We start from the raw sequence: 24,896 nt of genomic DNA on the forward strand, positions 1-24,896 counted from the left end.
AAGCGCTGTGAGGCGTTGAGCTAACCAATACTAATTGCCCGTGAGGCTTGACCATATAACACCCAAGCAATTTGCGTCGAAAGGCCAGATTGCGGTGTGTGAAGACGAAACGAACCGAAAGTTCGATCTTGCAAAACACCGAATTCTATTACATACCCAATTTGCTGAAGCGAGGCCAACTGGCCACGACTCAGTACCCGAATTTCTTGACGACCATAGAGCATTGGAACCACCTGATCCCATCCCGAACTCAGCAGTGAAACGATGCATCGCCGATGGTAGTGTGGGGTTTCCCCATGTGAGAGTAGGTCATCGTCAAGATTAAATTCCGAAACCCCAGTTGCGAAAGCAGTTGGGGTTTTGTTTTATGTAGAAGCTCATGAATTTCATCGGCACGATGCGAAAGCAACGGTCCGGTACACAGAATTTCTTGACGACCATAGAGCATTGGAACCACCTGATCCCATCCCGAACTCAGCAGTGAAACGATGCATCGCCGATGGTAGTGTGGGGTTTCCCCATGTGAGAGTAGGTCATCGTCAAGATCAAATTCCGAAGCCCCCGTCTGCTAACGCAGGCGGGGGTTTTGTCGTTTTAGGGCTGAGCGCCCTATCCAGACCGCCTGTCGGTTTCCTACTTAAAAAGAAGATCTATCCCACAAATTCCTAAGATTTATCCAGTCTTGGCCGAAAGCCTGATGAGCCATGCGTGCACCGAAATAGAGCGGTCGTAGAGTTCGCCTATACCGTACATGGAATGTTGCATTCGGCACGCTCACCCCCTTTTGGCAAAAAGAAGTCGATGAAATGAATCTCAAGTTCAGTCATAAAATTCTGTTGGCAGCGTCAGGCGTCGTGGTTCTGGCCTTCGCGCTGTTCACGTTGTACAACGACTACCTGCAGCGCAATACCATCAGGCAAAACCTGGAATCATCCATCCAGCAGTCGGGTGACCTGACCGCCAGCAGCGTGCAGAACTGGCTCGGTGGTCGGGTGCTGGTCCTGGAAAATCTTGCGCAGAACGTTGCTCACCAAGGTAGCAATGCCGACCTTCCTGGCTTGGTTGATCAACCGGCACTCACCTCGAACTTCCAGTTCACGTATGTCGGTTCAACCAACGGCGTCTTCACCCAGCGCCCTGACGCGAAAATGCCAGATGGCTACGATCCACGTCAGCGCCCCTGGTACAAGCAAGCGGTCATGGCTGATAAACCCATGCTGACGCCGCCTTATATGGCCGCTGTCGGTGGCTTGATCGTCACCATCGCGATGCCGGTCAAGAAGAATGGTGAGCTGCTTGGTGTCGTAGGGGGGGATTTGAGCCTGCAAACCCTGGTGAAGATCATCAACTCGGTCGACTTCGGCGGTATTGGTCATGCATTCCTGGTTAGTGGCGACGGGCAGGTGATCGTCAGCCCTGACCAGGAACAGGTGATGAAAAACCTCAAGGACATCTACCCAGGCAGCAGCGTCCGTATTGAGAAGGTTAACCAGGATGTGATCCTCAATGGTCAGGACCGTATCCTGTCCTTCACCCCGATCAGCGGCTTGCCGGGCGCAGATTGGTACATAGGCCTGTCGATCGACAAAGACAAAGCCTACGCCCCGTTGAGCAAATTCCGCACCTCCGCCTTGATCGCGATGTTCATTGCCGTCACCGCGATTGCGGTATTGCTGAGCCTGTTGATTCAGGTACTGATGCGCCCACTGACAACCATGGGCCGTGCGATGCAAGACATTGCCCAGGGCGAGGGCGACCTGACTCGTCGCCTGGTCGTAGAAAGCAAGAACGAGTTCGGCGAGCTGGGTGGCGCCTTCAACCAGTTTGTCGAGCGTATCCACGCCTCGATCAGCGAAGTGTCTTCCGCGACAAGACATGTGCACGATCTGTCCCAGCGCGTGATGGCATCGTCCAACGCCTCGATTATCGGCTCCGACGAGCAGAGCGCCCGCACCAACAGCGTCGCCGCTGCGATTAACGAACTGGGTGCCGCCACTCAGGAAATCGCCCGTAACGCCGCTGACGCCTCGCAACATGCCAGCGGCGCCAGCGAGCAAGCCGATGACGGTCGCCAGGTCGTAGAGAAAACCATCCTGGCGATGTCCGAGTTGTCGCAGAAGATCAGCTTGTCCTGTACGCAGATTGAAACCCTGAATGCCAGCACCGATAACATCGGGCATATTCTCGATGTCATCAAAGGCATCTCGCAGCAAACCAACCTGCTGGCGCTCAACGCTGCCATTGAAGCTGCCCGTGCCGGTGAAGCCGGCCGTGGGTTTGCCGTGGTGGCCGACGAAGTACGCAACCTGGCTCACCGTACCCAGGAGTCGGCGGAGGAGATCCACAAGATGATCACCTCATTGCAGATCGGCTCTCGCGAAGCGGTCACCACGATGAACGCCAGCCAGGTCTCCAGTGAAGAAAGCGTCGAGGTCGCCAACCAGGCGGGTGAACGCTTGATCAGTGTGACTCAGCGGATCGTCGAGATCGATGGCATGAACCAGTCGGTGGCGGCAGCCACTGAGGAACAGACCGCCGTGGTGGAGACGCTCAATGTCGATATCAACCAGATCAACCTGCTTAACCAGCAAGGCGTGGCCAACCTCAACGAGACCTTGAAGGACTGCGACGCGCTGTCACAACAAGCCAATCGCTTGAAGCAGTTGGTCGACAGTTTCAAGATCTGATCACCTCACGATAAACATGGCGTAGTGCAGCAGTGCACTGCGCCATTTTTTTTAACCAAGCAAATGGCAAACGTTATCCAGTGCGCGGTCGGCGAAATCCTGGATGAACTGTTCGAAGCCCTCGTTATCACCGGCAGTGACAGGCTCGGCGATAATGGTCCAGGTCGCCCGCGCCAGGTTCTCCCCAAGCGACTCAACACTCATTGCCGCCCACAGTCGGGCCACGCCCAAGGTGTTATAGATTGTCGTCCAGGTCATATGCATCGCCAGCTCATCGCGGCAATTGAGCTGTTCCACGGCGATATTGCCATCGTGGAAGTGTTTCTTGCGTAGCGATCCCACGCCGCTGCCCGTCATCGTGATGCGTGCCAGGGCAGGAATGAACGCGTCAAACCCCTCAAAGCGCCCCACGACCTTCCACAGCTTGGAAGCATTGCAGGCAATCACCACAGATGACACCAGAGGCTTGCCCTGGGGGTTTTTAATCAACGTATCGGGTTGCAGCTGTCTCATAAGTTTTTCCTGATGGCGAGGCTCACAGAAAGCCAATGGCATTGAGGTACTGGCACCCTCTGCGTAACAGCGCAGGTTCTTTTTCGGGGTACTGCGCGCCCATCTGTTCAACACCATGGCGTGCGTTCTCATGGCGGATCATGGAGATGTCGCCCGTGTCTTCTCCCAGCCCATTGAGGTAGAACCCCAGTACACCGAAAAGGGCATTCTCGCGATCCACTTCGCGCAGATGGTGTTGCCAATCCGCTACGCTCACCAACTCGAACGCATGCCCTGCCTGGCGAAACGACTCGACATAGGTTTCCCACTTCAAGGGTTGCGGGTTGTGCAGGTTGAAGACGCTGCGCTGGGCAACATAATTGCCGCTGTGGAAGGCGATGAAACGTGCCAGGAAATCCACCGGCATCAGGTCGAAGTTCAATCCCAGGCGCGGCACCCGGCCCAACTGCAGCGATCCCTTGAGCATCAGCAACAGGCGGTTCTTGTGGGGTTGGCAGACGCCATTGCGGCTATTGAAACTGATGTTCCCGGGGCGGTAGATATTGACCCAGGCACCTTGTACGGCGGCACGCCCCAACAGACGTTCAGCGACCCATTTGGACAGGTTGTAGCCGTTCTTGATGTAGAGCGGTGGCGTACTTGCCGCAGGCGCTTCAAGCACCTGCCCATCGGCCCCGACGCTGCTTGACGCAGATAACGTGGACACGAAGTTGAGCACTTTCTTACAGTGGGTTTCGCACAGGCGCAGGCATTCAAGCACCGGTTCCACGTTGTCCTTGGCCAGTGACGCGTAGTCCATGACGTGATTGACGTGGGCAGCGCTGTGTACCAGCACCCCGTAATGGCGGGCGAGGTACTCATAGACCTGCGCCTCTAGCCCCATGCGCGGTTGGCGCAGGTCGGTGGTGTATACACGCACCCGGCTCAGGTCCAGGTGTTCCAGGCGGTACTCACGCAAGGCTTCGGCAAAGCGTGCAGTTGCCGATTGCCCTGGGTGTTCCCGCACCAGGCAGGCGACTTCGGTCGCTCCGGCCATCAGCAAGGCCTCGACGATATGTATACCCAGGAAACTATTGGCGCCGGTCACGATAGCCTTCTGACGATCACCGGCACGCTCTGCTGGTAACAGCGCCAGATCCAGCGTGCGCAGCGCATCGCTGATCGCCCGTTCGGTGGGAGCGGCACCTGGTGCACTGTCACCCATCAGCGCCGCGAGCGTCTGCACCGTGGGCGCCTCGATAAACCGATTGAGAGGCAGGCTGCGCCCGTACAACTCACGAATGCGCAGGAGCATGGTTGATAGCAGGATGGAGTGGCCGCCGAGATGAAAAAAACTATCGTCAGTCGATATCTCGTCGGCCGGTAATCCCAGCAGCTCACTCCACAGGTCCAGCAATTGACCTTCCACCGGTGTTTGGGGGCGGCGCTGAGGAGGCTGCGAGACAGTTTGAACCGCCAGCGCCAGCAAGGCCTGGCGATCGACCTTGCCATTGCTGCCATAAGGCAGGCTCGGCAACTCTGTACACACGGTTGGCTGCATATAGTCCGGCAGCCGTTGCCCGGCATGTTGTTTTAACGCGCCCAGGGCCGTACCTGAGTCACTGGGATCTGCGTGCGCCACGAACGCGAGAATTCGTCGATCACGGTCAATCACCACCGCAACCTGGCGAAAAAGCTGGCTGGCACGCAAGCACTGCTCAATCTCCTGGGGCTCGACCCGAAAACCACGGATCTTCACCTGCAGGTCCCGGCGCCCGACCAGTTCGATGCCCTCTGCCGTCCATTTCGCCATGTCGCCCGTGCGGTAGGCGCGCAAGGTCTGGCCGCCAGGCAGCACAAGGCGCACAAAGCACTCGGCGGTCTGTTGTGGCTGGTTCACGTAACCAAGGCTCACCCCGGGGCCGACAATGTACAGTTCGCCCACCACCTGGTCTTCGACTGGCCGACGCTGCTCGTCGAGGATCAGCACCTGGCTGTTGGCGATGGGCGTGCCGAGGTTCAGATTGCTGTCATCAGCCTGCATTCGACGGCGACTGACCAGCACCGTCGCCTCTGTAGGGCCATACAGGTTATGCAGGACGCATTGCCCGGCCATCTGCGCGATGACATGGGGCTCGCAGATGTCACCGCCGGTCAGCAGGTGCTCCAGGCCCAGCGGGCGATCCAGTGGCAGCACGCTCAACAGGGCTGGCGGCAGGAAGGCGTGTGACACGCGTTGTTGCTGGATCAACTCAACCAATTGGTGAGGGTCGCGACGCTGTTCTTCACTGGGCACGATCAGGGTCGCGCCTTGGCACAGGGCCGCAAACAGGTCCACCAGTGACGAGTCAAAGCTCAGGGACGAAAACTGCAGGACGCGGCTGTGCTCAGTGAGCTCAACATACTGGCTGTACCACCCAGAGAAATGGGCCAGATTCTGCTGGCTGAGCAAGACCCCCTTGGGTTGGCCGCTGGTGCCCGAGGTGTAAAGCACCATGCTGGCGCTATCAGCCGTGGGGGAGGTAAGTGCCAAGGGCGCTCTGTCGTCCATGTGCTGGCTGTCGATGCGGCTGACATCCACAGCCATGAAATGCCTGCGCAAGGGATGCTGGCCATCATCGAGTAGCACGACGGCCCCGGCATTCTCCAGCATGGCTTGTTGACGCGGCAGCGGGTGGCCCGGTTCCAGCGGCAGATACACCGCGCCGCAACCGAGGGTCGCTAGAATGCTGGCGTACAACCCAACCGACTTGTCCAGGCAAATGCCGACCACGGGCGCCTGCCCAGGCCCGAGCAGCGGCTGCAAAACCTGCTGGATGGCCAGGCTGTGTCGCAACAATTGGCGATAACTCAGGGTGAGGCCGGCGATCTCCAGGGCTGGCCTGTCGGCAAAGGCCCGTAAGCCATGCTCCAGTTGCTTGATCAGTGGTGTCCGGGCTTTTTGCATCAGCCCCGGATCATCGGTTCGGTTGAAACGATGCAGGTAGGCCAGCCGTTCCAGGCCCTGGAGGCTTTGCTCTGGAACCGGGGAAGCGCTTGCGCGCTGTATGAAGTGCCCAGGGTTGCGCGAGAAGCCGCTGACCTGCAGCGCGACCCACTCGATCAGGCGTGCGATTGCCTGGCGTCGCAACTGTTGGCCGTTGCCGCAGGAGGGCGGAGCAATGTCCAGCACGGCCAGTAATTGCTGGAGGCGGTCATAGCAACGTATTTGCAGGACCGGCAGCCCCCACTCACTCATGGCGCCGATGGACAGTCGCAGGCTCATCACGGCCACGCTGGCTAAGTCCTGCACGACTGGCTGGCTGCCGTCTTCAATCAGCAGGTCAATAGCCGGCGCCTGTGCGGCGAGTTCATGGCCATAGGGTGCCAGCGCCTGCCTCAGCTCATCCAAGGCCGCACTGGTGCCGAGCAACCGAATCCCGAGGCGTCTCATGATGGGCTCCCGGGTACGGGCAGATAGGCGCTTAGCGCTTGGGCGACACAAGGTGTTTGCAGCAGCCCGCTGCGGCGCAGCAAACCCATGATGTTGCTGATCAGCGGGTGCTGACGCGTGATGGGAAAGGTCAGGGCACTTACCTGCGCCTGCAGGACTTGACGGGCATCGGCGCTGATATCCAGATGCTCGATCAAGAGCTGATCGAAGTCCCTTTGCAGCTCATTGGTCAAATAGTGTTGCAGGAACACCGGCAGGACCTGGGCGATACCGTAGCGGTCTTCATCGCTCGCCGTTTGCCAGTAGTGCCTGACCAGGCTGGCCCAGAAGATGGCATGGCGACCCTCGTCAGCCAGGTGGTCGGCCATCAACCCCCTGACCGATTGTTTGACGCTGTCATCCTTGGCAAACGCCGCCACGTCATGGGTCACCGTATTCTCGGCAATCGCCACGCAAATCAGTTCTACGGCATCGTGTAGATGTGTCGGCGTCTGTGTCTGTGCGATGGGTATGGCGCGGCTCAATTCGATGGCTGCGGGCAGCTCCAGTGGCGCGATACCGGTTTGCTCCAGGGTTTGCTGCATGAAGTCCAGGGCGACGAGCGCGTGGTAGTCCTCATCGACCACCACCGTCATGGCGTCGTAGCGGCAGGCCGCAGGGAAGGGGATTGAAAAGCGGTTCTTGGCGATGTTGCGTGCGGTTTTATCGACAATCTCTGTTTCAAAGATCACCACGTCATTGATGAATTTGTAGAACGTCTGCACCAGGACAAAGTCGCGCCACTGTGGGCAGTGCTCAACAAACCCCGCACTGAGCACCAACGGTTGGCGACACAGCGGATAGATCAACTTGTCGTCTTCTTCCAGCACGCGTCGCGGGCGAGTACGGACGGTCGCCTGATGCTCCCAGTCGCTGGCAAACGAGCGGTAGTGTGCGTTCACAGGCTCACCTCCTGGCTTGCTGCGTGTTGGCGCAGGCCGTCCCACAAGGCAATGCGATGCTCCACGGCGCTCAGAGCGGCATGCCAGGCCTGTTGTTCGTGCAGCGGGTCTGCCTGGACCAGGCGCCGTAGCAGTTGCTCTGCAGCCGGCTGATGATCCTGGGCGTCCAGCTCGATATGCCGCTGGAGGTAGTAGCACAAGCTGGGGGCTTGCCGATGGGCGACATTGCAGCCTTCCAGAAGGCGTTTGAACATCGTCGGGATGACACTTTCGCGGCCATGCAGGAAGGTAGCGGCTACACAATGGGCCGGGGCGTTCAAGGCAACGTCCAGGGTGTGCCGGACGAAACGCTCTACTGCAGGATCAATCGTGATCTGTGCCAGGGCGCTATCGACGCTTGCACCCGCGCGCTGCAACGCGATGAAGCGTTCAATGGTGGCGGTACTGGCGCCTACCTCGCGCATGGCCTCCAGATACAGTTCGAAGTGACTGGCGTACCCGTCGCCCAGCTGGCGGTCGGATTCCTCATCCAGCACAATTTCGTTGATCAGTCGCGCGGCCTGCGGGTCTGTTGGGGGCAGCCAGGGCAGGCGCATGCAGGTCAGTTCCTGTTGCAGGCGTTTGGTCAGCGTCATGAAATCCCAGACGGCGAAAACATGGTTTTGCATGAAATGTTGCAGCTGTGCGAAAGAATTGATTTCCAGGAAAATGGGATGTTCTTGTAGTTGCAGCTTTTTATGATTGAGTAGTTCTTGAAGTTGAAACATGGTTAATGCCTATAAGTCGTTATGCCGACTCAGATTAAAAGGGTTGTTTAGAACCAAGTGTGTTGGGGTTGGTTTTAGTCGCGCCGTCACGGAGATGTCCCGGCTGGCTTGGATGCCCGGCAAGCAACAAATAGTGACAAAGCTACTTAGTCTTATTGGGTTGAACGCCGTCCACAGCCATGCCCAAACCCATGGCAGTGCATTCGACTGCAGCGCCAAGTCCAATTAAAGAGTAATCACTTGGTTAAGTGTTCAAATACTTACTAAGTTATATAAGGTTTTTTTGCGGGAAGGGGTGTTTCGTAGTCGAACTTTATATTCGATGTGGGAACTTTCCTTGTTGTTTGCAAGTTTAAATTGTTGAGCTGAATGACTGGCACTTACTCCGCTATTGCATTTGCAATGCCGGAAGTGTCATGGCGGTCAATGTCGAGTTTGTTACCGCAACGGTCCAAAGAGCGACAGCAGCAGAGGCCGGCTTTGGACGTGTGCGGCGCCTGGCGATCCAGGTCGCGCACTGGGCGGCCAAAGTCGGGAGCAATCAGCGCTGCTCTTTATCGCCCTGTTCAAGGCTGTTCAGGTAATGAGTGATCACTTCCATCCCGCGCATCAGGTGATTACGCAGGGTAAGCACGCTCTGCTCGACCTTTTTCTGGGCAACCAGGTTCAGCAGTTCACGGTGGTCTTCCTGGGAGGTTTCGCCCAGGCCCATGGCTTCAAGGTTGAACCGCAGGAAGCGTTCCTCCTCGTTCAGCCCATGCTCCACCAGGTTCAACAGCCGCTGGTTGGGGGCCTTGCCGTACAGCGCCATATGGAACAGGCGATTAAGCCGGCCGATTTCGCTGTAGTCGGTTTCGCGCTCAAGGGCGTCGATCAAGGCGTCGGCCTGCTCGATATCGCTTTGCCTGAGCAACGGGATCGATAAGCGCAGCGCCTCCGATTCCAGGAGAATACGCAGGGCGTAAGTCTCCGCCGAGTTATCTTCAATCAGCGGGGCGACCACGGCACCTTTATGGGTCACAACATGCAACAGCGACTGTGCCTCCAGTTGGCGCAGGGCTTCGCGCACCGGCATCCGGCTGACCCCGAACAGGCTGGCCAGCTCTTGCTGGCGCATGGCGGTGCCGCAGGGCAGACGGCCATCCAGTATGGCGTTGCGCAGTGTTTCTTCAATAACGGAGCGAGCGAGGTGAGCAGGAATGGGCCCACTGATCTTGATGCTGCTCAAAGGGTTCGGCTTGTGCGTCACGACTACGCTATCCTCCTTTCTTGTTGGAATGGGTTTTGGCTAATTGGATCCAAAGAACACTAGAGATTGCATGCAAGCTTGTCAAACAGGCAAGGTTTCCCTTTGTAAGCGACTCAACAGCGCGGTTTTTCATCGCACATTATGGCTTGCCGGCGTCTTACAAGGCGCGGTTGCTTTAGCGTAATGGGGACTGAGTGATTGCACAGTGCCATTGTTTTTTGCCGACCGACCCTTCACCATCGATTGATTCTGCGTCTCTTTCTACGGACTGAAACCATTGGCGGCACGTTTTACTCCCTCGCGGTTTCTGTGCTGGCTGTTTTCAGCGCTGCTGCTGGCTGGCTTATTGCCTGGCGGGCTGCATGCCGATTGGGATTTCTCCCAGATCAGCCGGCGCGCCACCGCGCTCTACGGGCCGTTGGGTGCGGGTCAGCAGCGTATTGATGACTGGCAGCAACTGCTGGCCACGCAAAAACAAGGCAGCGAGGCAGAGCAGCTCAAGGTGGTCAACCTGTTCTTCAACAAGCGCGTGCGCTATGTCGAAGATATCGACTTGTGGAACCAGGTCGATTATTGGGAAACGCCCATCGAAGCCCTGTGGAAAGGCGCCGGTGATTGTGAAGACTATGCCATCGCCAAGTATTTCAGCCTGCGTCACCTGGGCGTCTCCAGCGACAAATTGCGCATTACCTACGTCAAGGCATTGCGGCAGAATCGCGCCCATATGGTCTTGACCTATTATTCGACGCCAGAGGCCATGCCCCTGGTACTCGACAGCCTGATCGATGAAATCCAGCCTGCCAGCCAACGGACCGACTTGCTGCCGGTCTACTCCTTCAACGCCGAGGGCTTGTACCTGCCGGGCGCCAAGGGCAACAAAAAGGTCGGCGACACCAAACGCCTGTCGCGCTGGCAGGATGTGTTGAAAAAAATGCGTGCGGAAGGCTTCCCAGCCGAGCCGGCCAACTAGGAGTAACTGTTCAGATGTCACTGTTCAAACAGCTGTTGATCGCTATCTGTCTGTTCCTGGTGGTCGCCTTCAGCGGCAGCTTCATGGTCAGCCTGGAAAGCTCGCGTACCCAGTACGTGAACCAACTGCGCTCCCACGCGCAGGACGCGGCGACCGCCCTGGCGCTGTCCCTGACACCCAATATCGACGACCCGGCGATGGTCGAGCTGCTGGTCAGCTCGATTTTCGATAGTGGTTATTACGCCAGCATCCGGGTGATCGATGTGACCAACGACCAGGTCATCGTCGAACGCAGTGGCATCCCCGACAACAACGGCGTGCCCAACTGGTTCGTCAAGCTGATCGGCCTGGAACCGGCCGGTGGTGACGCCCTGGTCAGCCGTGGCTGGGAGCAGGCGGCGCGGGTCGAGGTGGTCAGCCATCCGATGTTCGCCCTGGCCAAGCTGTGGCAGAGCGCCCTGGGCAGCCTCGGCTGGTTATTGCTGTGCGGCGCGGTGAGTGCGGTGCTGGGCGCGCTGTTGCTGCGCCGGCAACTCAAACCTTTGGACTACATGGTCAAACAGTCCCACGCCATTGCCCGCCGCGAATTCCTGAGCCTGCCGGATCTGCCGCGCACCCCGGAACTGCGCCGCGTGGTGCAGGCGATGAACCAGATGGTGGAAAAGCTCAAGGCCCTGTTCCAGGAACAGGCCGAGCGTAGCGAAAAACTGCGGGTGGAGTCCTATCAAGACAACCTCACCGGCCTGGCCAACCGCCGTTACTTCGAGATGCAACTCAATGCGCGGGTCAGCAACCCCGAAGAAACCAGCTCAGGCTACCTGCTGGTGTTGCGGGTCAAGGACCTGGCCGGCCTCAACCAGCGCCTCGGCGGCCAACGCACCGACCAACTGCTGCAGGCGGTCGGTGAACAGTTGCTGCGCCAGTGCGAGCCGTATCCGGAAACCCACAACCTGGTCACCCGTATCCGCGGTGGCGAGTTTGCCGTGCTGGCGCCGGGGCTGATGCGTGAAGAGGCGTTGCAGCTGGCGCAGAACCTGGAAAGCACCCTGCAAAGCCTGCAAGCCACCGGCGCCAGTGACGTTTCGCCGGTTGCCTGTATCGGCCTGGCGCCGTTCAATCATGGTGATTCGCCACAAGCCCTGTTGACCCTGGCCGACCAGGCGCTGGCCCAGGCCGAAACCCAGGGCGATGTCAGTTGGGTGTGCCTGGACCACAGCGCAGCTGCCAGCGTCGGCGACGACCATCATGCCTGGCACACACTGCTGGACCGGGCGCTGACCCAACACCGCTTCGAGTTGTACTTCCAACCGGTGGTGGCCAGCCAGGATCCGCAACTGGTCCTGCATTACAAAGTGCTCTCGCGCTTGGTCGACGGTCATGGCCACACGATCCCGGCCGGCCGTTTCCTGCCTTGGCTTGAGCGGTTTGGCTGGTCGGCGCGCCTGGACCGGGTGATGTTGGAGCTGGTACTCAAACAAATGGCCAGCCATGAGCACTCGCTGGCCCTGAACCTGTCTGCGGCGACCCTGGCAGACCCGCAAGCCCTGAACCGAATCTTCGACCTGCTACGCCAACATGCCAACCTGGGCCCGCGCCTGACCCTGGAAATCGGTGAAGAGCAACTGCCCGAACAGGCGGTGCTGGAGCAGTTGACCCACCGCCTGCGGGAGCTGAACTTTTCCCTCAGCCTGCAACGCTTTGGCGGGCGCTTCAGCATGATCGGCAACCTGGCGCGCCTGGGCCTGGCCTACTTGAAGATCGATGGCAGCTACATCCGCGACATCGACCAGGAAAGCGACAAGCGCCTGTTCATCGAAGCCATCCAGCGCGCAGCCCACAGCATCGACTTGCCGCTGATTGCCGAGCGGGTCGAAACCGAGGGTGAGTTGCAGGTAATTCGTGAAATGGGGATTTTTGGCGTGCAGGGCCAGCTGTTTGGTGAGCCGGCGCCCTGGCGCTGAGGCCGTGGCCGGCCTCAGATCAGGCCGGTCTCATCATCATTGATCAGGTGGCTCAGGCCACCCAGTGATTCCCGGGCGTTGCTGCGGTCCTTGAGCTTGGCTTGCGCGGCGACCGGCAGGTCCGTCAGGTTGATTACGCCTTTCTGGATCAGCACCTGAATCAAGTCTTCCAGCACCCGGATCATCTCCGAGTCACTGTGCTTGAGCTGCTTGAGGCTCAGCTCCGCTTCTTCATTGGCAAACCAGGCCTGGATCTCATGATGATCCGCGGGCAGGGTGCCCGTCGATTCGGCGAAGGCAACCGCTTCGGCGCGAATCAGCTCACCCTGTGCATCACGTTGCACGTAGAACATTGAACATCCCTCATGAGAAGAACTGACGACAGCCTGTCAGAGCATAGGCCAACGGCGCGCGATTGGGCGTGAGTATGCCGTGCAATCGCGACCCCATGCCAGTGAACGGTGGCCGCAAATGAATCGGCCGCCTCAAGAGGCGGCCGGTTCAGTGGTTCAGCTTAGGTGTGATCGACCTTGATGGTCGGGTCAGCACCACTGATCAACGAATTGATCGTCTGGCCGGACCAGTTGTTACCTTCCAGCTTGATCGTCACATCCGCATTGGCCAGGCCGCCGGCGGCGTTGAGCTTGCCTTCGGAGCTGATCTGCAGCGTTGTCACGTTATCCACCGTGGTCAACTTCAGGAAGTTGTCGATGGTGCTGTCGGTTTCACCCTTGAGCAGGTCACGCAGGTCAATGCGGTCGCCTTCCAGTGCCTTGAAGTCCTTGATCACATCGTTGCCGACGTCACCGGATCTCCAGACGAAGGTATCGGCACCGGTGCCGCCGATCAGGATGTCATTGCCCTGGCCGCCGATCAGCGTGTCGTTGCCGGTACCGCCCAACAGGATGTCGTTGCCCTTGCCACCGTCCAGGTAGTCGTTGCCGCCCTGGCCGAACAGGATGTCATCACCCGAGCCACCCAGCAGGGTGTCATTGCCGTCCTTGGCACCCGAGGTGTTGAACTCGTTGTAGTGCTCGGTGATGTACTTATGCACATCCTGGCCGGTGACTGCAGACACCGCCACGCCGTTTTTCCCTGCCACGTAGGTCTGGATGGCGTTGTAGCCTTCGCCGGTAACACCTGTGAAGCTCACCAGGTCGCCGAACAGGATGTCGTTGCCGTCACCGCCATCGACACGGTCGGCACCCGGCAGGGTAGCCTCGCTGTGACCGAGGATGGCGTTGGCCAGGTCCTTCGGATCGATGTTGCTTTGTGGCTTGTTGTCGCTGTCGTACGGTGCCAACTGCTCCAGGCCGACCCCGCTTTTAAGACCGATGGCTTCTACGCCGCCTGTGGACAGGCCTTTGAGCAGTGCGAACGCGTTCTGGGAGTTGGTAGCGGTGGCTGTATCGGTGTAGTTACCATAACCGTCAAGAACCGATATCTCATAGGTGCCATCCCCTTGGGCGTGGATGATGCCCTTGTTGTAGGCCCAGCCGTAGGAAAAGAGGGTCACCTTACCGGCAGAGTTGATATCGAGGTAGTTATTCGAATCGATATTGATCCGAGTGGCGGTACCTATGGTGTAGTTGTTCATGTTAACGACGTCATCGAGCTTGACGTTGCCGTACAAGGTCGGGTTGGTCTGCTCGGAACGCTGGTAGAACGTCGGCTCACCATCGGTGATGAAGTACGTGGTGTTGATTGCATCCTTGTTGCCAGTCGCCTGGGCACTTTGGAAGAAGTTGGATGCAGCCTTGAACACGTCTTCGTAGTTGGTGCCGCCGGTCGACACCATCTTATCCAGGACTTTCTGCAGCGCATCCAGTGCACCTGGGTCTTTCAGGTTGACTGTAACCGTGCGATTGACCTGGTCACTGAAATCCGCGAGGAAGATGTTCACGACCCCGGAGGTGCTGGAGCCGATACTGTTTTTCAGTGAGTTGAACACGGTGGTCAGCGAGGCTTTCGCCGCCGCTACCGAGTCCGAACCCATACTGCCCGACGTATCGATCATGAACGCAATGTTGTAGTTCTTGCCCTGAACTACGTTCAGGCCCGAAACGTCCGCCACGATGATGTCGTTGCCACTGGTACCGGTGACGTTGTCATCGCCCGAAGTCGCCGTGCTCCCGCTATAGACTGCCGGGTATACCTTGACCGGCAGATTGGCCACGGTTGTGGCCGAGCCGCCGAGGCTTTCGGTGGAGGTCGACGTCACGGTCAGGTTGTACTGGCCGCTGGTGTAAGGCAGTGGCTTGAGGCTCAGGTTGTTGAGGTTCCAACCGGTGACGTCCACCTCGGTATGGCCCTGGGTCGCAGTGAAGGTATGCCCGGCACCGTCGCTGAGCACTGCGCCCACCGGGATGCTGCCAATCTTCACGCTCAGGGTTTCCGAACCGTCGGTATCGGTCAGGCCGGTGGTGACTTTGGTCAGTTTGACCGTGCCGTTTTCCAGCCCTTCGTTGAGCTTGTACGCGTCGTAGTAACCCTGGCCGTTTGTGCCGTGCAGATCCGACACTTGCGCGCCGGCGCTGATCAGGTCGTTGATGCCGGTGTAGATCGGCATCGTGGTGTTGCTCAGGTTGGTCGCGGTGCCACCGTTGACCGACAGCTTGAGATCAAAGCTGCCCGGACCTGATTGGTTGGCATGATAGATATCAATGCTGTAGTAGCCGTTGCTGGTTGGGGTGAACGTACCGTTGAACTGGCCGGAGTTCGAGCCCCAGGTACCGCTGGCCACATCTTTGCCGCCGATATTGACCAGGATGCTGTCATCGCCGTAGCCGCTGAAGGTGTACGACTTGCCGGCTTCCAGGTAGATCAGGCCGGAGGTCTTCGAGCCTGCACCGCCAGGCACATCTGCAGTAGGTAGGACGGTGGTCGAAACCGTCGTGCTGGTTGGCGTGCCGGCGTTGTCGATGGCATTTTTCAACACGGTCGCGGAGGCGCCATTGCCGTTGGTGCCCAGGTTCGCAATGCTGTTCCAGCTCTGCTTGGTCAGGCCGACCGAGGCGATGTTGTTATCGGCAACGCTCAAGGTCGGCGCGTCTGCAACCGGAGTGATGTCGACTTTTACAGTGGCGCTGGTGCCCAGGTCCTTGCCATCGGTTGGCTGGAACTTGAACTGTGCATAATCAGACTGCTTGTTGCCCACACCTGTGCCGCCGTAGCCGTCGGCTCCGGATTCGTTGGCATTTGGCGTGAAGCGCAACTGGCCGCCGTCGATCTGCGCCTTGGTGAAGGTCTGGCCGGCTGTCACGTTGGTCCAGGTAGTGCCATCCGCTGCCAGGAACTGCAGCTTGCCGGCTACTGGCAGCTCGGTGATTTTCACCCCGAGGCTGGCCTGCGGCGAATCCACATCGCTGACCCCGAAGTTGGCCCAGGTCAGCTTCAGCGACGTGTCTTCAGTGCCGGTGACGGCACCGCCGGTGGCAACCGGTGCGTCGTTGACCGCCACTACGTTGACCGTGGTGGTTGCCACGTTCGAGTAGTTGCCGCCGTCGGTCACCGTCACGGTGATGGTCCGTGGCGTGGTGCTCGGGTCGTGGCTGCTGTTGCCGAACGTGATGTTCTTGATCTGCTGCATGTAGTCAGCCAGCGACGCCGTACCGGTCAGGGTCAGGGTGATCTTGCCGGTGACAGGGTCCGTGACCGAGGTCACGTTCATACCGGTGACCTTGCTGTAGTCCAGCGTGTCGCTCGGCTGAGTATTGGTCAGGACTACCGTGGCGCCAGTCAGCTGGGTGCTGTCCGGGTCGGTGATCTTGATGTCGGTATCAGCAATCGACACGCCACTGCCGCCTTCGGTGAACGTAGTCCTGTAGTCGTTGCCGGTGGCGCCACTGGAATTGTTGGCATCCAGGTCGATAACCGGTGGCGCATCGTTATCGATGATCGACGTTTCGATTTTGCCGTTGGTGGTGCTGATAGCCAGGTTCTCGAAGTTACCGCCGGAAGTGCCCGAGATACTGATCTCGAACTTCTCCGTAGGCTCGGTCAGCTTGTCGTCGATGGTCTTGATATCGAACGTCGCGCTGCTTTGGCCGGCCGGAATCTTCACGGTGTACACGCCGTTGAAGTCTGAACCGTCCTGGGCCACGCCTTTGTACGACAGGGTCACCGTGACTTCGGTTTGCGCCGGCTGGGTCAGGTTCAACGTGTAGTGAGCGGTCTGGCCTTCGGTCACCGAGGTATCGCCCGCAATACTGATCACGGTGTTGCTCGTCACGTCCGTCACTTTGGTGATTACTGGCGTGCCGACCGGGATCAGGTTTTCATACTTGTCGCCACCGCTGACCACATTGGTGATCTTGGCGGAAATGTCCTTGGCGCCCAGGTAGAAGTCATTCGGCGCGGTGAAGTTGGCAGTACCGCTGGTCTTGCCATTGCCGATGGTGATGTTCAAGTCGTTGTCCAACTTGATCACCAGGTCCGAACCCACGTTGGTCACGGCAACGCCGTTCTTATCCACGAGGCTGGCGGTGTAGACGATCTGGCAGCCTTCGGCGACGTTGGTGGTGGCGGTCAGCACAACCTTCACATCGTCGATGGTGTCGTTGATCTGCGTTGTTGCACCGTCGCCTGCAACCACCAGCTTCTCGAAGTTACCGCCTTCAGTACCGGTGATCTTGACGGTTTGGGTGCTCTTATCGATGAACACGTCATCGCCTGGAGCATCAACAATCACGGTACCAACGGTTTCGCCGGCCTTGATGGTGATGGTTTGCTTGTTGTCGAGGGTCAGGGTGACGTCGGTGTCAGCCTTGTTGCTCAAGGTGGCGGTGTAGGTGATTTTCCCGCCTTCGTTGACGGCGCTTGGCGCGGTCAAGGTGACGGTGGTGGTGTTGTCGGTGCCCGGTGTGTCGGTGACAGTCGTGGTGACCTTGTCAGTGCCCGGAACCAGGTTTTCGAAGTGCCCGCCGCCAGTTACTTCCTTGATGCCGGTAGTAACGGTTTGGTCGCCTTTGTACACATCGTCCGGCGCTACAACCGAAACAGTACCGCTCGACTGATTCACGCCAATGGTGATGACCTGGTTGTTATCCAGAGTCACGGTCACTGGGTTGGTGATGTTAGTCACCACGTTTCCAGCCTTGTCGACCAAGGTGGCGGTGTAGACGATCTGGCCGCCTTCACCCACGGTTTTGGTGGCGGTCAGGACCACATCAACCTTGTCGATGGTGTCGTTGATCTGCGTCGTTGCGCCGTCGCCAGCGACTACGAGTTTCTCGAAGTTGCCACCCGCGGTGCCGGTGATCTGGACGGTCTGGGTGCTCTTGTCGATGAACACGTCATCGCCTGGAGCATCAACAATCACAGTACCAACGGTTTCGCCGGCTTTGATGGTGATGGTTTGTTTGTTATCGAGCGTCAGGGTGACGTCAGTGTCGGCCTTGTTGCTCAAGGTGGCGGTGTAGGTGATTTTTCCACCTTCACTCACTTCAGTCGGAGCCGTCAGGGTCACAGTGGTGGTGTTATCAGTACCTGGGGTATCTGTCACCACGGTCGTGACTTTATCGGTACCTGGAACCAGGTTTTCAAAGTGCTCGCCACCGGTGACTTTTTCGATGCCGGTCGTAACAGTCTGGTCGCCTTTGTACACATCGTCCGGCGCTACAGCCGAAACAGTACCGCTCGACTCGTTCACACCAATGGTGATGACCTGTTTGTTATCGAGGGTGATGGTCAGCGGACCAGTGGTATTGGTAACTGGCTTGCCGTCCTTGTCGACCAGGGTGGCGGTGTAAACGATCTCGCCGCCTTCGCCGACAGTTTTAGTCGCGGTCAGGACCACATCGACTTTATCGATGGTGTCGTTGATCGTGGTGGTAGCGCCGTCGCCAGCAACCACAAGCTTCTCGAAGTTACCGCCTTCAGTGCCGGTGATCTGGACGGTTTGGGTGCTCTTGTCGATGAACACGTCATCGCCTGGAGCATCAACAATCACAGTACCAACGGTTTCGCCGGCCTTGATGGTGATGGTTTGCTTGTTATCGAGGGTCAGGGTGACGTCAGTGTCAGCCTTGTTGCTCAAGGTGGCGGTGTAGGTGATTTTTCCACCTTCACTCACTTCAGTCGGAGCCGTCAGGGTCACAGTGGTGGTGTTATCAGTACCCGGTGTGTCGGTTACGACGGTCGTGACTTTGTCAGTACCAGGGACCAGGTTCTCGAAGTGCTCGCCACCGGTGACTTTTTCGATGCCGGTCGTAACAGTTTGGTCGCCTTTGTACACATCATCCGGCGCTACAGCCGAAACAGTACCGCTCGACTCGTTCACACCAATGGTGATGACCTGTTTGTTATCGAGGGTGATGGTCAGCGGGCCGGTGGTGTTGGTGACTGGCTTGCCGTCTTTATCAACCAAAGTCGCGGTGTAAACGATCTCGCCGCCTTCGCCGACAGTTTTGGTGGCAGTCAGCACCACATCAACTTTGTCGATGGTGTCGTTGATCTGCGTAGTCGCACCGTCGCCTGCAACCACCAGCTTCTCGAAGTTACCGCCTTCAGTGCCGGTGATCTGGACGGTCTGGGTGCTCTTATCGATGAACACGTCATCGCCAGGGGCATCAACAATCACAGTACCAACGGTTTCGCCGGCTTTGATGGTGATGGTTTGCTTGTTATCGAGGGTCAGGGTGACGTCAGTGTCAGCCTTGTTGCTCAAGGTGGCGGTGTAGGTGATTTTTCCACCTTCACTCACTTCAGTCGGAGCCGTCAGGGTCACAGTGGTGGTGTTATCAGTACCCGGTGTGTCGGTTACGACGGTCGTGACTTTGTCAGTACCAGGGACCAGGTTCTCGAAGTGCTCGCCACCGGTGACTTTTTCGATGCCGGTCGTAACAGTTTGGTCGCCTTTGTACACATCATCCGGCGCTACAGCCGAAACAGTACCGCTCGACTCGTTCACACCAATGGTGATGACCTGTTTGTTATCGAGGGTGATGGTCAGCGGGCCGGTGGTGTTGGTGACTGGCTTGCCGTCTTTATCAACCAAAGTCGCGGTGTAAACGATCTCGCCGCCTTCGCCGACAGTTTTGGTGGCAGTCAGCACCACATCAACTTTGTCGATGGTGTCGTTGATCTGCGTAGTCGCACCGTCGCCTGCAACCACCAGCTTCTCGAAGTTACCGCCTTCAGTGCCGGTGATCTGGACGGTCTGGGTGCTCTTATCGATGAACACGTCATCGCCAGGGGCATCAACAATCACAGTACCAACGGTTTCGCCGGCTTTGATGGTGATGGTTTGTTTGTTATCGAGCGTCAGGGTGACGTCGGTGTCAGCCTTGTTGCTCAAGGTGGCGGTGTAAGTGATTTTCCCGCCTTCGTTGACGGCGTCTGGCGCGGTCAAGGTGACGGTGGTGGTGTTGTCGGTGCCCGGTGTGTCAGTTACGACGGTCGTGACTTTATCGGTACCTGGGACCAGATTTTCAAAGTGCTCGCCACCGGTGACTTTTTCGATGCCGGTCGTAACAGTCTGGTCGCCTTTGTACACATCGTCCGGCGCTACAGCCGAAACAGTACCGCTCGACTCGTTCACACCAATGGTGATGACCTGTTTGTTATCGAGGGTGATGGTCAGCGGGCCGGTGGTGTTGGTAACTGGCTTACCGTCCTTGTCGACCAGGGTTGCGGTGTAAACGATCTCGCCGCCTTCGCCGACAGTTTTGGTGGCAGTCAGGACCACATCGACTTTATCGATGGTGTCGTTGATCGTGGTGGTAGCGCCGTCGCCTGCGACTACGAGCTTCTCGAAGTTGCCACCCGTGGTGCCGGTGATCTGGACGGTTTGGGTGCTCTTGTCGATGAACACGTCATCGCCTGGAGCATCAACAATCACGGTACCAACAGTTTCGCCAGCCTTGATGGTGATGGTTTGTTTGTTATCGAGCGTCAGGGTGACGTCGGTATCCGCTTTATTAGAAAGCGTAGCGGTGTAAGTAATCTTGCCGCCTTCACTTACTTCAGTCGGAGCCGTCAACGTCACGGTAGTGGTGTTATCGGTGCCCGGTGTGTCGGTGACAGTCGTGGTGACCTTGTCAGTGCCCGGAACCAGATTTTCAAAGTGCTCACCACCCGTTACTTCCTTGATGCCGGTAGTAACGGTCTGATCACCTTTGTAAACATCATCCGGAGCCACAACCGAGACAGTCCCGCTCGACTGGTTCACGCCAATGGTGATGACCTGGTTGTTATCCAGAGTCACAGTCACTGGGCTGGTGATATTAGTCACCGGTGCGCCGTTCTTATCCACCAAGGTAGCGGTGTAAACGATCTCACCACCTTCACCCACGGTTTTGGTCGCAGTCAGCACCACATCAACCTTGTCGATGGTGTCGTTGATCTGCGTCGTCGCCCCACCCGGAGCGATATCAAGCTTCTCGAAACCACCACCCACAAAGTCCGGATTGATCGTGACGTTGATCGGACCCGCATCTTTGAATACGTCGTCGGTCGGTGCCTTGGAGGTCACTTGGCCCGTGGTCTCGCCCTTGGCGATAGTGATGACGTCACCATTGCTCAAGGTAAGGGTCAGGTCGCTGCCGGCCTTGTTGCTCAGGGTCGCGGTGTAGGTGATGTTGCCACCCTCGTCGGCCTCGCCCGGTGCGGTCAGGGTGACGGTGGTGGTGTCGGTGGTGCCGGGTGTGTCGGTCACGGTGGTGTTGACTGGCGTGGTGCCAGGTACCAGGTTCTCGAAATGCGCGCCGCCGGTCACATTGGTGATCGCGGTGGTGACGGTCTGGTTGCCCTCATACACGTCATTAGGCGCAACAGTGCTGGCAGTGCCCGCGGATTGGCCGACGCCAATGGTAATGGTCTGGCCATTGTCCAGGGTCACGGTCAACGGATTGGTGGTGTTGGTGACCGGATTACCCGCCTTGTCCACCAGCGACGCGGTGTAAACGATCTGGCCGCCTTCGCCCACGGTGGTGGTCGCCGTCAGGACCACATCGACCTTGTCGATGGTGTCGTTCACGGTGGTGGTAGCGCCGTCACCGGCCACTTCCAGTTTTTCGAAGTTACCGCCATCAGTCTCGACGATCTTCACAGTTTGCGTGCTTTTGTCGACAAACACATCATCGCCCGGAGCATCGACGGTGACGGAGCCAACGGTTTCACCCGCCTTGATGATGATGGTCGAACCGTTATCCAGCTTCAGCGTAACGTCGGTGTCTGCTTTATTGGAAAGCGTGGCGGTGTAGGTGATCTGGCCGCCTTCGTTGACATCGCCTGGCGCTGTCAGTGTCACGGTGGTGGTGTCGACCGAATCGGTGATGGTCGTGACGGCTGGCGTCGTGTTGGGCACCAGGTTTTCAAAGTTGCCACCGGTGGTCCCGGTGATAGTCGTAGTGACGGTGCTGCCGTTGACGTAGACGTCGTTCGCCGGGGTATCGACCACCACGGTGCCGACGGATTCGCCGGCCTTGATGGTGATCACCGAACCGTTGGACAACGTCACGGTAACCGGGGTTTGCGCCGGGTTGGTCAGCGTCGCGGTGTAGGTGATCTGGCCGCCTTCGGTCACAGTATTGGTGGCGGTGAGGGTCAGGCCAGTGTCATCCACCGAGTCGGTGATCGTGGTGACAGCTGGGGTGGTGTCTGGCTCCAGCTTTTCGAAGTTGCCACCGGTTGCCCCGGTAATGGTGGTGCTGACCGTGCTGCCATTGTTGTAGACGTCGTTGGCCGGTGTATCGACCACCACCGTACCGGTGGACTTGCCTGCCTCAATGGTGATCACCGAGCCGTTGCTCAAGGTTATGGTGACAGGGGTCTGTGCCGGGTTGGTCAGGGTCGCGGTGTAAGTGATCTGGCCGCCTTCGGTCACTGTTTCGCCTGCTGTCAGGGTCACAGTGGTGGTGTCGATGGTGTCGGTGATCTGGGTGACTGCCGGCGTCGGGTCGACGGTCAAGATCAGGTTGTTACCGCCGGTGGTGCCGGTGACGGTGACGCTGATCTGGCCTGGATCGATGTACGGGCTGTCGTTGGGCGCCAAAGGCACATTGACGGAGCCGGTCACTTGGCCGGCCGGGATGGTGATCACCGCGCCGTTGGACAGGGTGATCGTCAGGTTGCTGGTGGACGGCTGGGTCACTGTGGCGGTGTAGGTCAGCACGCCGCCGGCTTCGGTGATGGTCGGTGTGGCGCCCAGGGTCAGGGTCGACGGCAACGGTGCGGCCGTGAGTGGGTCAGTCGGCTGCCCGCCGAGTTCGTTGGTCAACGCATTGGTTGCGAAACCCAGGCCAGCAGTCGGAAACCCAATGGTCGGATCGACCGAGCCTGCGGTCTCATCAAGCATCACAAAGCTGTGGCCGCCACCGGCAGCGCCCGTGCCGGAAGCTGTCGCGCCTGCGGCGGTGGCTTCCAGGTCGGTGGTCGGGTCAGCGCCGGCGGCAATGGCCTGCTGCAGTTCGGCAACCGAAGGTGCGGCCTGTGCAGTGGCTTGGGCCAGGTCGGTGCTGGAGTCGGGAGCGTTGGCGCTCCACTGGGTATCACGCCCCAGGTCCAGCGTACGGCCATCGGCCAGCTCCAGGCTCACGGAGCCCGACATGCCGGTGTCTATCTGATCGCCGGCAAACAGGCGATCACCTTCAACCAGCACCCGACGGGCGCCTTCCGGAGAAATGACGAAAACTTGGCCAACAATGCTTTTGACGATTGCAACAACACTGCTCATTGAAGATTTCTCCGGCGATCCATTCTGTGGGTGTTCCTAAGGCTGAGATCCGATGGGATTCATCAGCCTGGGAGGTGCGTAGTTTATAAAACGAGTGACGTCAAATAATTGGCTATATTTTTTGGCGATTTACTTTATGCCAAACTATTGACCTTCTTGGCGCCATCCTAAACAATCGCCTCGCTAATGTCACATTGATATTCATGCGGCGAACCGTCCTACATGTGTGAACCAGTTCCGCTTTTGAACTTTCCGACGTACGGTCATTACGGTAGCCATTTTCTAACGCAGCACAACCAAGTGCTGTGACTTGAGACAAGAAGTCCTGGGGATTCTTAAAATGCGTTTGCACCTGCTTAAGGCAATACCGTTCGTTCTCGCCGCCAGTTTCGTACAAGCCCAAACCCTGCCCCAGGCCATGCAGCAAGCGCTGGATGTGCACCCTGAGATTCAGGCAGGTGTCAACGCTCGTATCGCGGCTGACTATCAGTTGCGTGCGGCCAAGGGTGGTTACCTGCCCCGTGTCGACCTGAACGCGGGTTATGGCCGTGAAGGCACCGACAGTTCATCTACCCGCGCCCGTGGCGGCCATTGGGACACCCTCAATCGCGGTGAATCGAGCCTGCGCCTGCAGCAAATGGTTTTTGACGGTTTTGCCACCTCCAGTGAAGTTGGGCGTCAACAAGCCACCGTTAACTCCCGCGCTTTTTCGTTGCTTGGCACTTCCGAGCGCACTGCATTGACGGTAGCCCAGGTTTACCTGGACGTCCTGACCCGTCGTGAGTTCGTGCGTCTGGCCGAGGACAACCTGCGTAACCACGAGCGCATCTACGACCAGATCAAACTGCGCACCCAGCGCGGTGTCGGCAGCGGGGCTGACCTGGACCAGGCTGAAGCCCGTTTGGCCCAAGCTCGTAACAACGTGATCACCGAGCAGACCAACCTGGCCGACGCCCAGACCAACTACCTCAGTGCCGTCGGTCAAGAAGCCGATCAGTTGGAGCGTCCGCCCAGCTTCATGGCGCTGCTGCCTGCAGACCTGAATGAAGCGCGTCGCCAGATGCTCGATAACAGCCCGATCCTGCGTTCGGCCGAATCCGACATCGCCGCTGCCGAAAAACAATACGAAGCCGCCAAGTCTTCCTTCTACCCACGTTTCGACGCCGAGTTGGGCCGTAACGCCGACAACAACATCGACGGCGACGCCAGCCACAACAACGGCTGGGAAGCCATGCTGCGCATGCGCTTCAACCTGTACGCCGGTGGCAGCAACAAGGCTGAGCTGGAGTCCAAGTCCTACCAGTCCAACCAGGCCCTGGATATCCGCAACAACGCCTTGCGCCAGTTGAACGAAGAACTGGGCCTGGCCTGGAACGCCATGAACAACGCCAATGCCCAGGTGCCGATTGCCCAGCAATACGTCGACCACAGCAGCAAGGTGCGCGGCGCCTACCAGAAACAATTCAGCCTGGGCGAACGAACTCTGCTTGACTTGCTCGACAGTGAAAACGAGCTGTTCACGGCTTCGCGTCGTTTGGAAGAGATAAAAAACGTTCAGTTATTTACTCAGTACCGAATCAAGGCGACCATGGGCGAGTTGCTCAAGAGCCAAGGAGTGGTCGCACCGATGGCCTCCGTCGTCCAGAACGACGTGAAGCCGAAAGTCCAACTGCCTGGGATGAATTGAGCTATTCCTTATAGTCCCATCTGTTAGTTGAGAG

11 protein-coding genes and 2 rRNA genes are annotated in these 24,896 nt (G+C 58.3%); 6 read left to right on the forward strand and 7 right to left on the reverse strand.

Annotated elements, in window-relative coordinates; all coding sequences use genetic code 11:
- The first annotated feature begins 205 nt into the window (after nucleotides 1–205).
- The 3 genes from rrf (FIV38_RS06000) (at nucleotide 206) to FIV38_RS06010 (ending at nucleotide 2,687) form a co-directional block, all read left to right on the forward strand.
- Nucleotides 206–321 (forward strand): 5S ribosomal RNA (gene rrf / locus FIV38_RS06000).
- A 108-nt stretch (nucleotides 322–429) separates the two neighbouring features.
- A 5S ribosomal RNA gene (gene rrf, locus FIV38_RS06005) occupies nucleotides 430–545 on the forward strand.
- A gap of 261 nt (nucleotides 546–806) precedes the next feature.
- On the forward strand, nucleotides 807–2,687 hold the full coding sequence (locus tag FIV38_RS06010; RefSeq protein ID WP_092232550.1) for a methyl-accepting chemotaxis protein: 1,881 nt from the start codon (nucleotides 807–809) through the stop codon (nucleotides 2,685–2,687).
- 51 nt (nucleotides 2,688–2,738) lie between these two features.
- On the opposite strand, the gene FIV38_RS06015 is transcribed toward FIV38_RS06010, so the two are convergent.
- From FIV38_RS06015 to FIV38_RS06035, 5 genes are all read right to left on the reverse strand, one after another.
- Nucleotides 2,739–3,200 carry an SRPBCC family protein gene (locus tag FIV38_RS06015; protein ID WP_092232553.1) on the reverse strand — a complete coding sequence of 154 codons (462 nt, stop codon included), beginning with the start codon at nucleotides 3,198–3,200 and terminating at the stop codon, nucleotides 2,739–2,741.
- A 22-nt stretch (nucleotides 3,201–3,222) separates the two neighbouring features.
- On the reverse strand, nucleotides 3,223–6,612 hold the full coding sequence (locus FIV38_RS06020; protein WP_092232556.1) for an amino acid adenylation domain-containing protein: 3,390 nt from the start codon (nucleotides 6,610–6,612) through the stop codon (nucleotides 3,223–3,225).
- The gene (locus tag FIV38_RS06025) at nucleotides 6,609–7,553 is read right to left on the reverse strand and encodes a diiron oxygenase (protein ID WP_092232559.1); all 945 of its coding nucleotides are present in this window, start codon (nucleotides 7,551–7,553) and stop codon (nucleotides 6,609–6,611) included. The genes FIV38_RS06020 and FIV38_RS06025 overlap by 4 nt, the downstream gene beginning before the upstream one ends.
- Nucleotides 7,550–8,320, reverse strand: a complete 771-nt coding sequence (locus FIV38_RS06030) for a DUF3050 domain-containing protein (protein ID WP_092232562.1) — start codon at nucleotides 8,318–8,320, stop codon at nucleotides 7,550–7,552. Before FIV38_RS06030 ends, FIV38_RS06025 begins: the two co-directional genes overlap by 4 nt.
- Before the next feature lie 541 nt (nucleotides 8,321–8,861).
- Nucleotides 8,862–9,569, reverse strand: coding sequence for a GntR family transcriptional regulator (locus tag FIV38_RS06035; RefSeq protein WP_029300699.1), 708 nt, complete (start codon nucleotides 9,567–9,569; stop codon nucleotides 8,862–8,864).
- Nucleotides 9,570–9,846: 277 nt separating this feature from the next.
- Here FIV38_RS06035 and lapG point away from each other — a divergent pair, with 277 nt between their 5' ends.
- On the forward strand, nucleotides 9,847–10,539 hold the full coding sequence (gene lapG / locus FIV38_RS06040) for a cysteine protease LapG (protein ID WP_029300701.1): 693 nt from the start codon (nucleotides 9,847–9,849) through the stop codon (nucleotides 10,537–10,539).
- Between the two features lie 14 nt (nucleotides 10,540–10,553).
- A complete protein-coding gene (gene lapD / locus FIV38_RS06045) occupies nucleotides 10,554–12,500 on the forward strand; it encodes a cyclic di-GMP receptor LapD (RefSeq protein WP_092232567.1) in 1,947 nt (648 codons plus the stop codon).
- A 14-nt stretch (nucleotides 12,501–12,514) separates the two neighbouring features.
- On the opposite strand, the gene FIV38_RS06050 is transcribed toward lapD, so the two are convergent.
- Together FIV38_RS06050 and FIV38_RS30670 are read right to left on the reverse strand one after the other, a co-directional pair.
- Nucleotides 12,515–12,853 carry a hypothetical protein gene (locus tag FIV38_RS06050; protein WP_029300706.1) on the reverse strand — a complete coding sequence of 113 codons (339 nt, stop codon included), beginning with the start codon at nucleotides 12,851–12,853 and terminating at the stop codon, nucleotides 12,515–12,517.
- 161 nt (nucleotides 12,854–13,014) lie between these two features.
- Nucleotides 13,015–23,175, reverse strand: a complete 10,161-nt coding sequence (locus tag FIV38_RS30670; protein WP_146492543.1) for a retention module-containing protein — start codon at nucleotides 23,173–23,175, stop codon at nucleotides 13,015–13,017.
- Between the two features lie 340 nt (nucleotides 23,176–23,515).
- Between FIV38_RS30670 and FIV38_RS06060 the strand changes: the two genes are divergently transcribed.
- Complete coding sequence (locus FIV38_RS06060) at nucleotides 23,516–24,862, forward strand: TolC family outer membrane protein (protein WP_029298771.1); 1,347 nt, start codon at nucleotides 23,516–23,518, stop codon at nucleotides 24,860–24,862.
- The last annotated feature ends 34 nt before the right edge of the window (nucleotides 24,863–24,896 follow it).

The sequence above is a fragment of the Pseudomonas proteolytica genome (assembly GCF_007858275.1).
Lineage (GTDB): Bacteria > Pseudomonadota > Gammaproteobacteria > Pseudomonadales > Pseudomonadaceae > Aquipseudomonas > Aquipseudomonas proteolytica.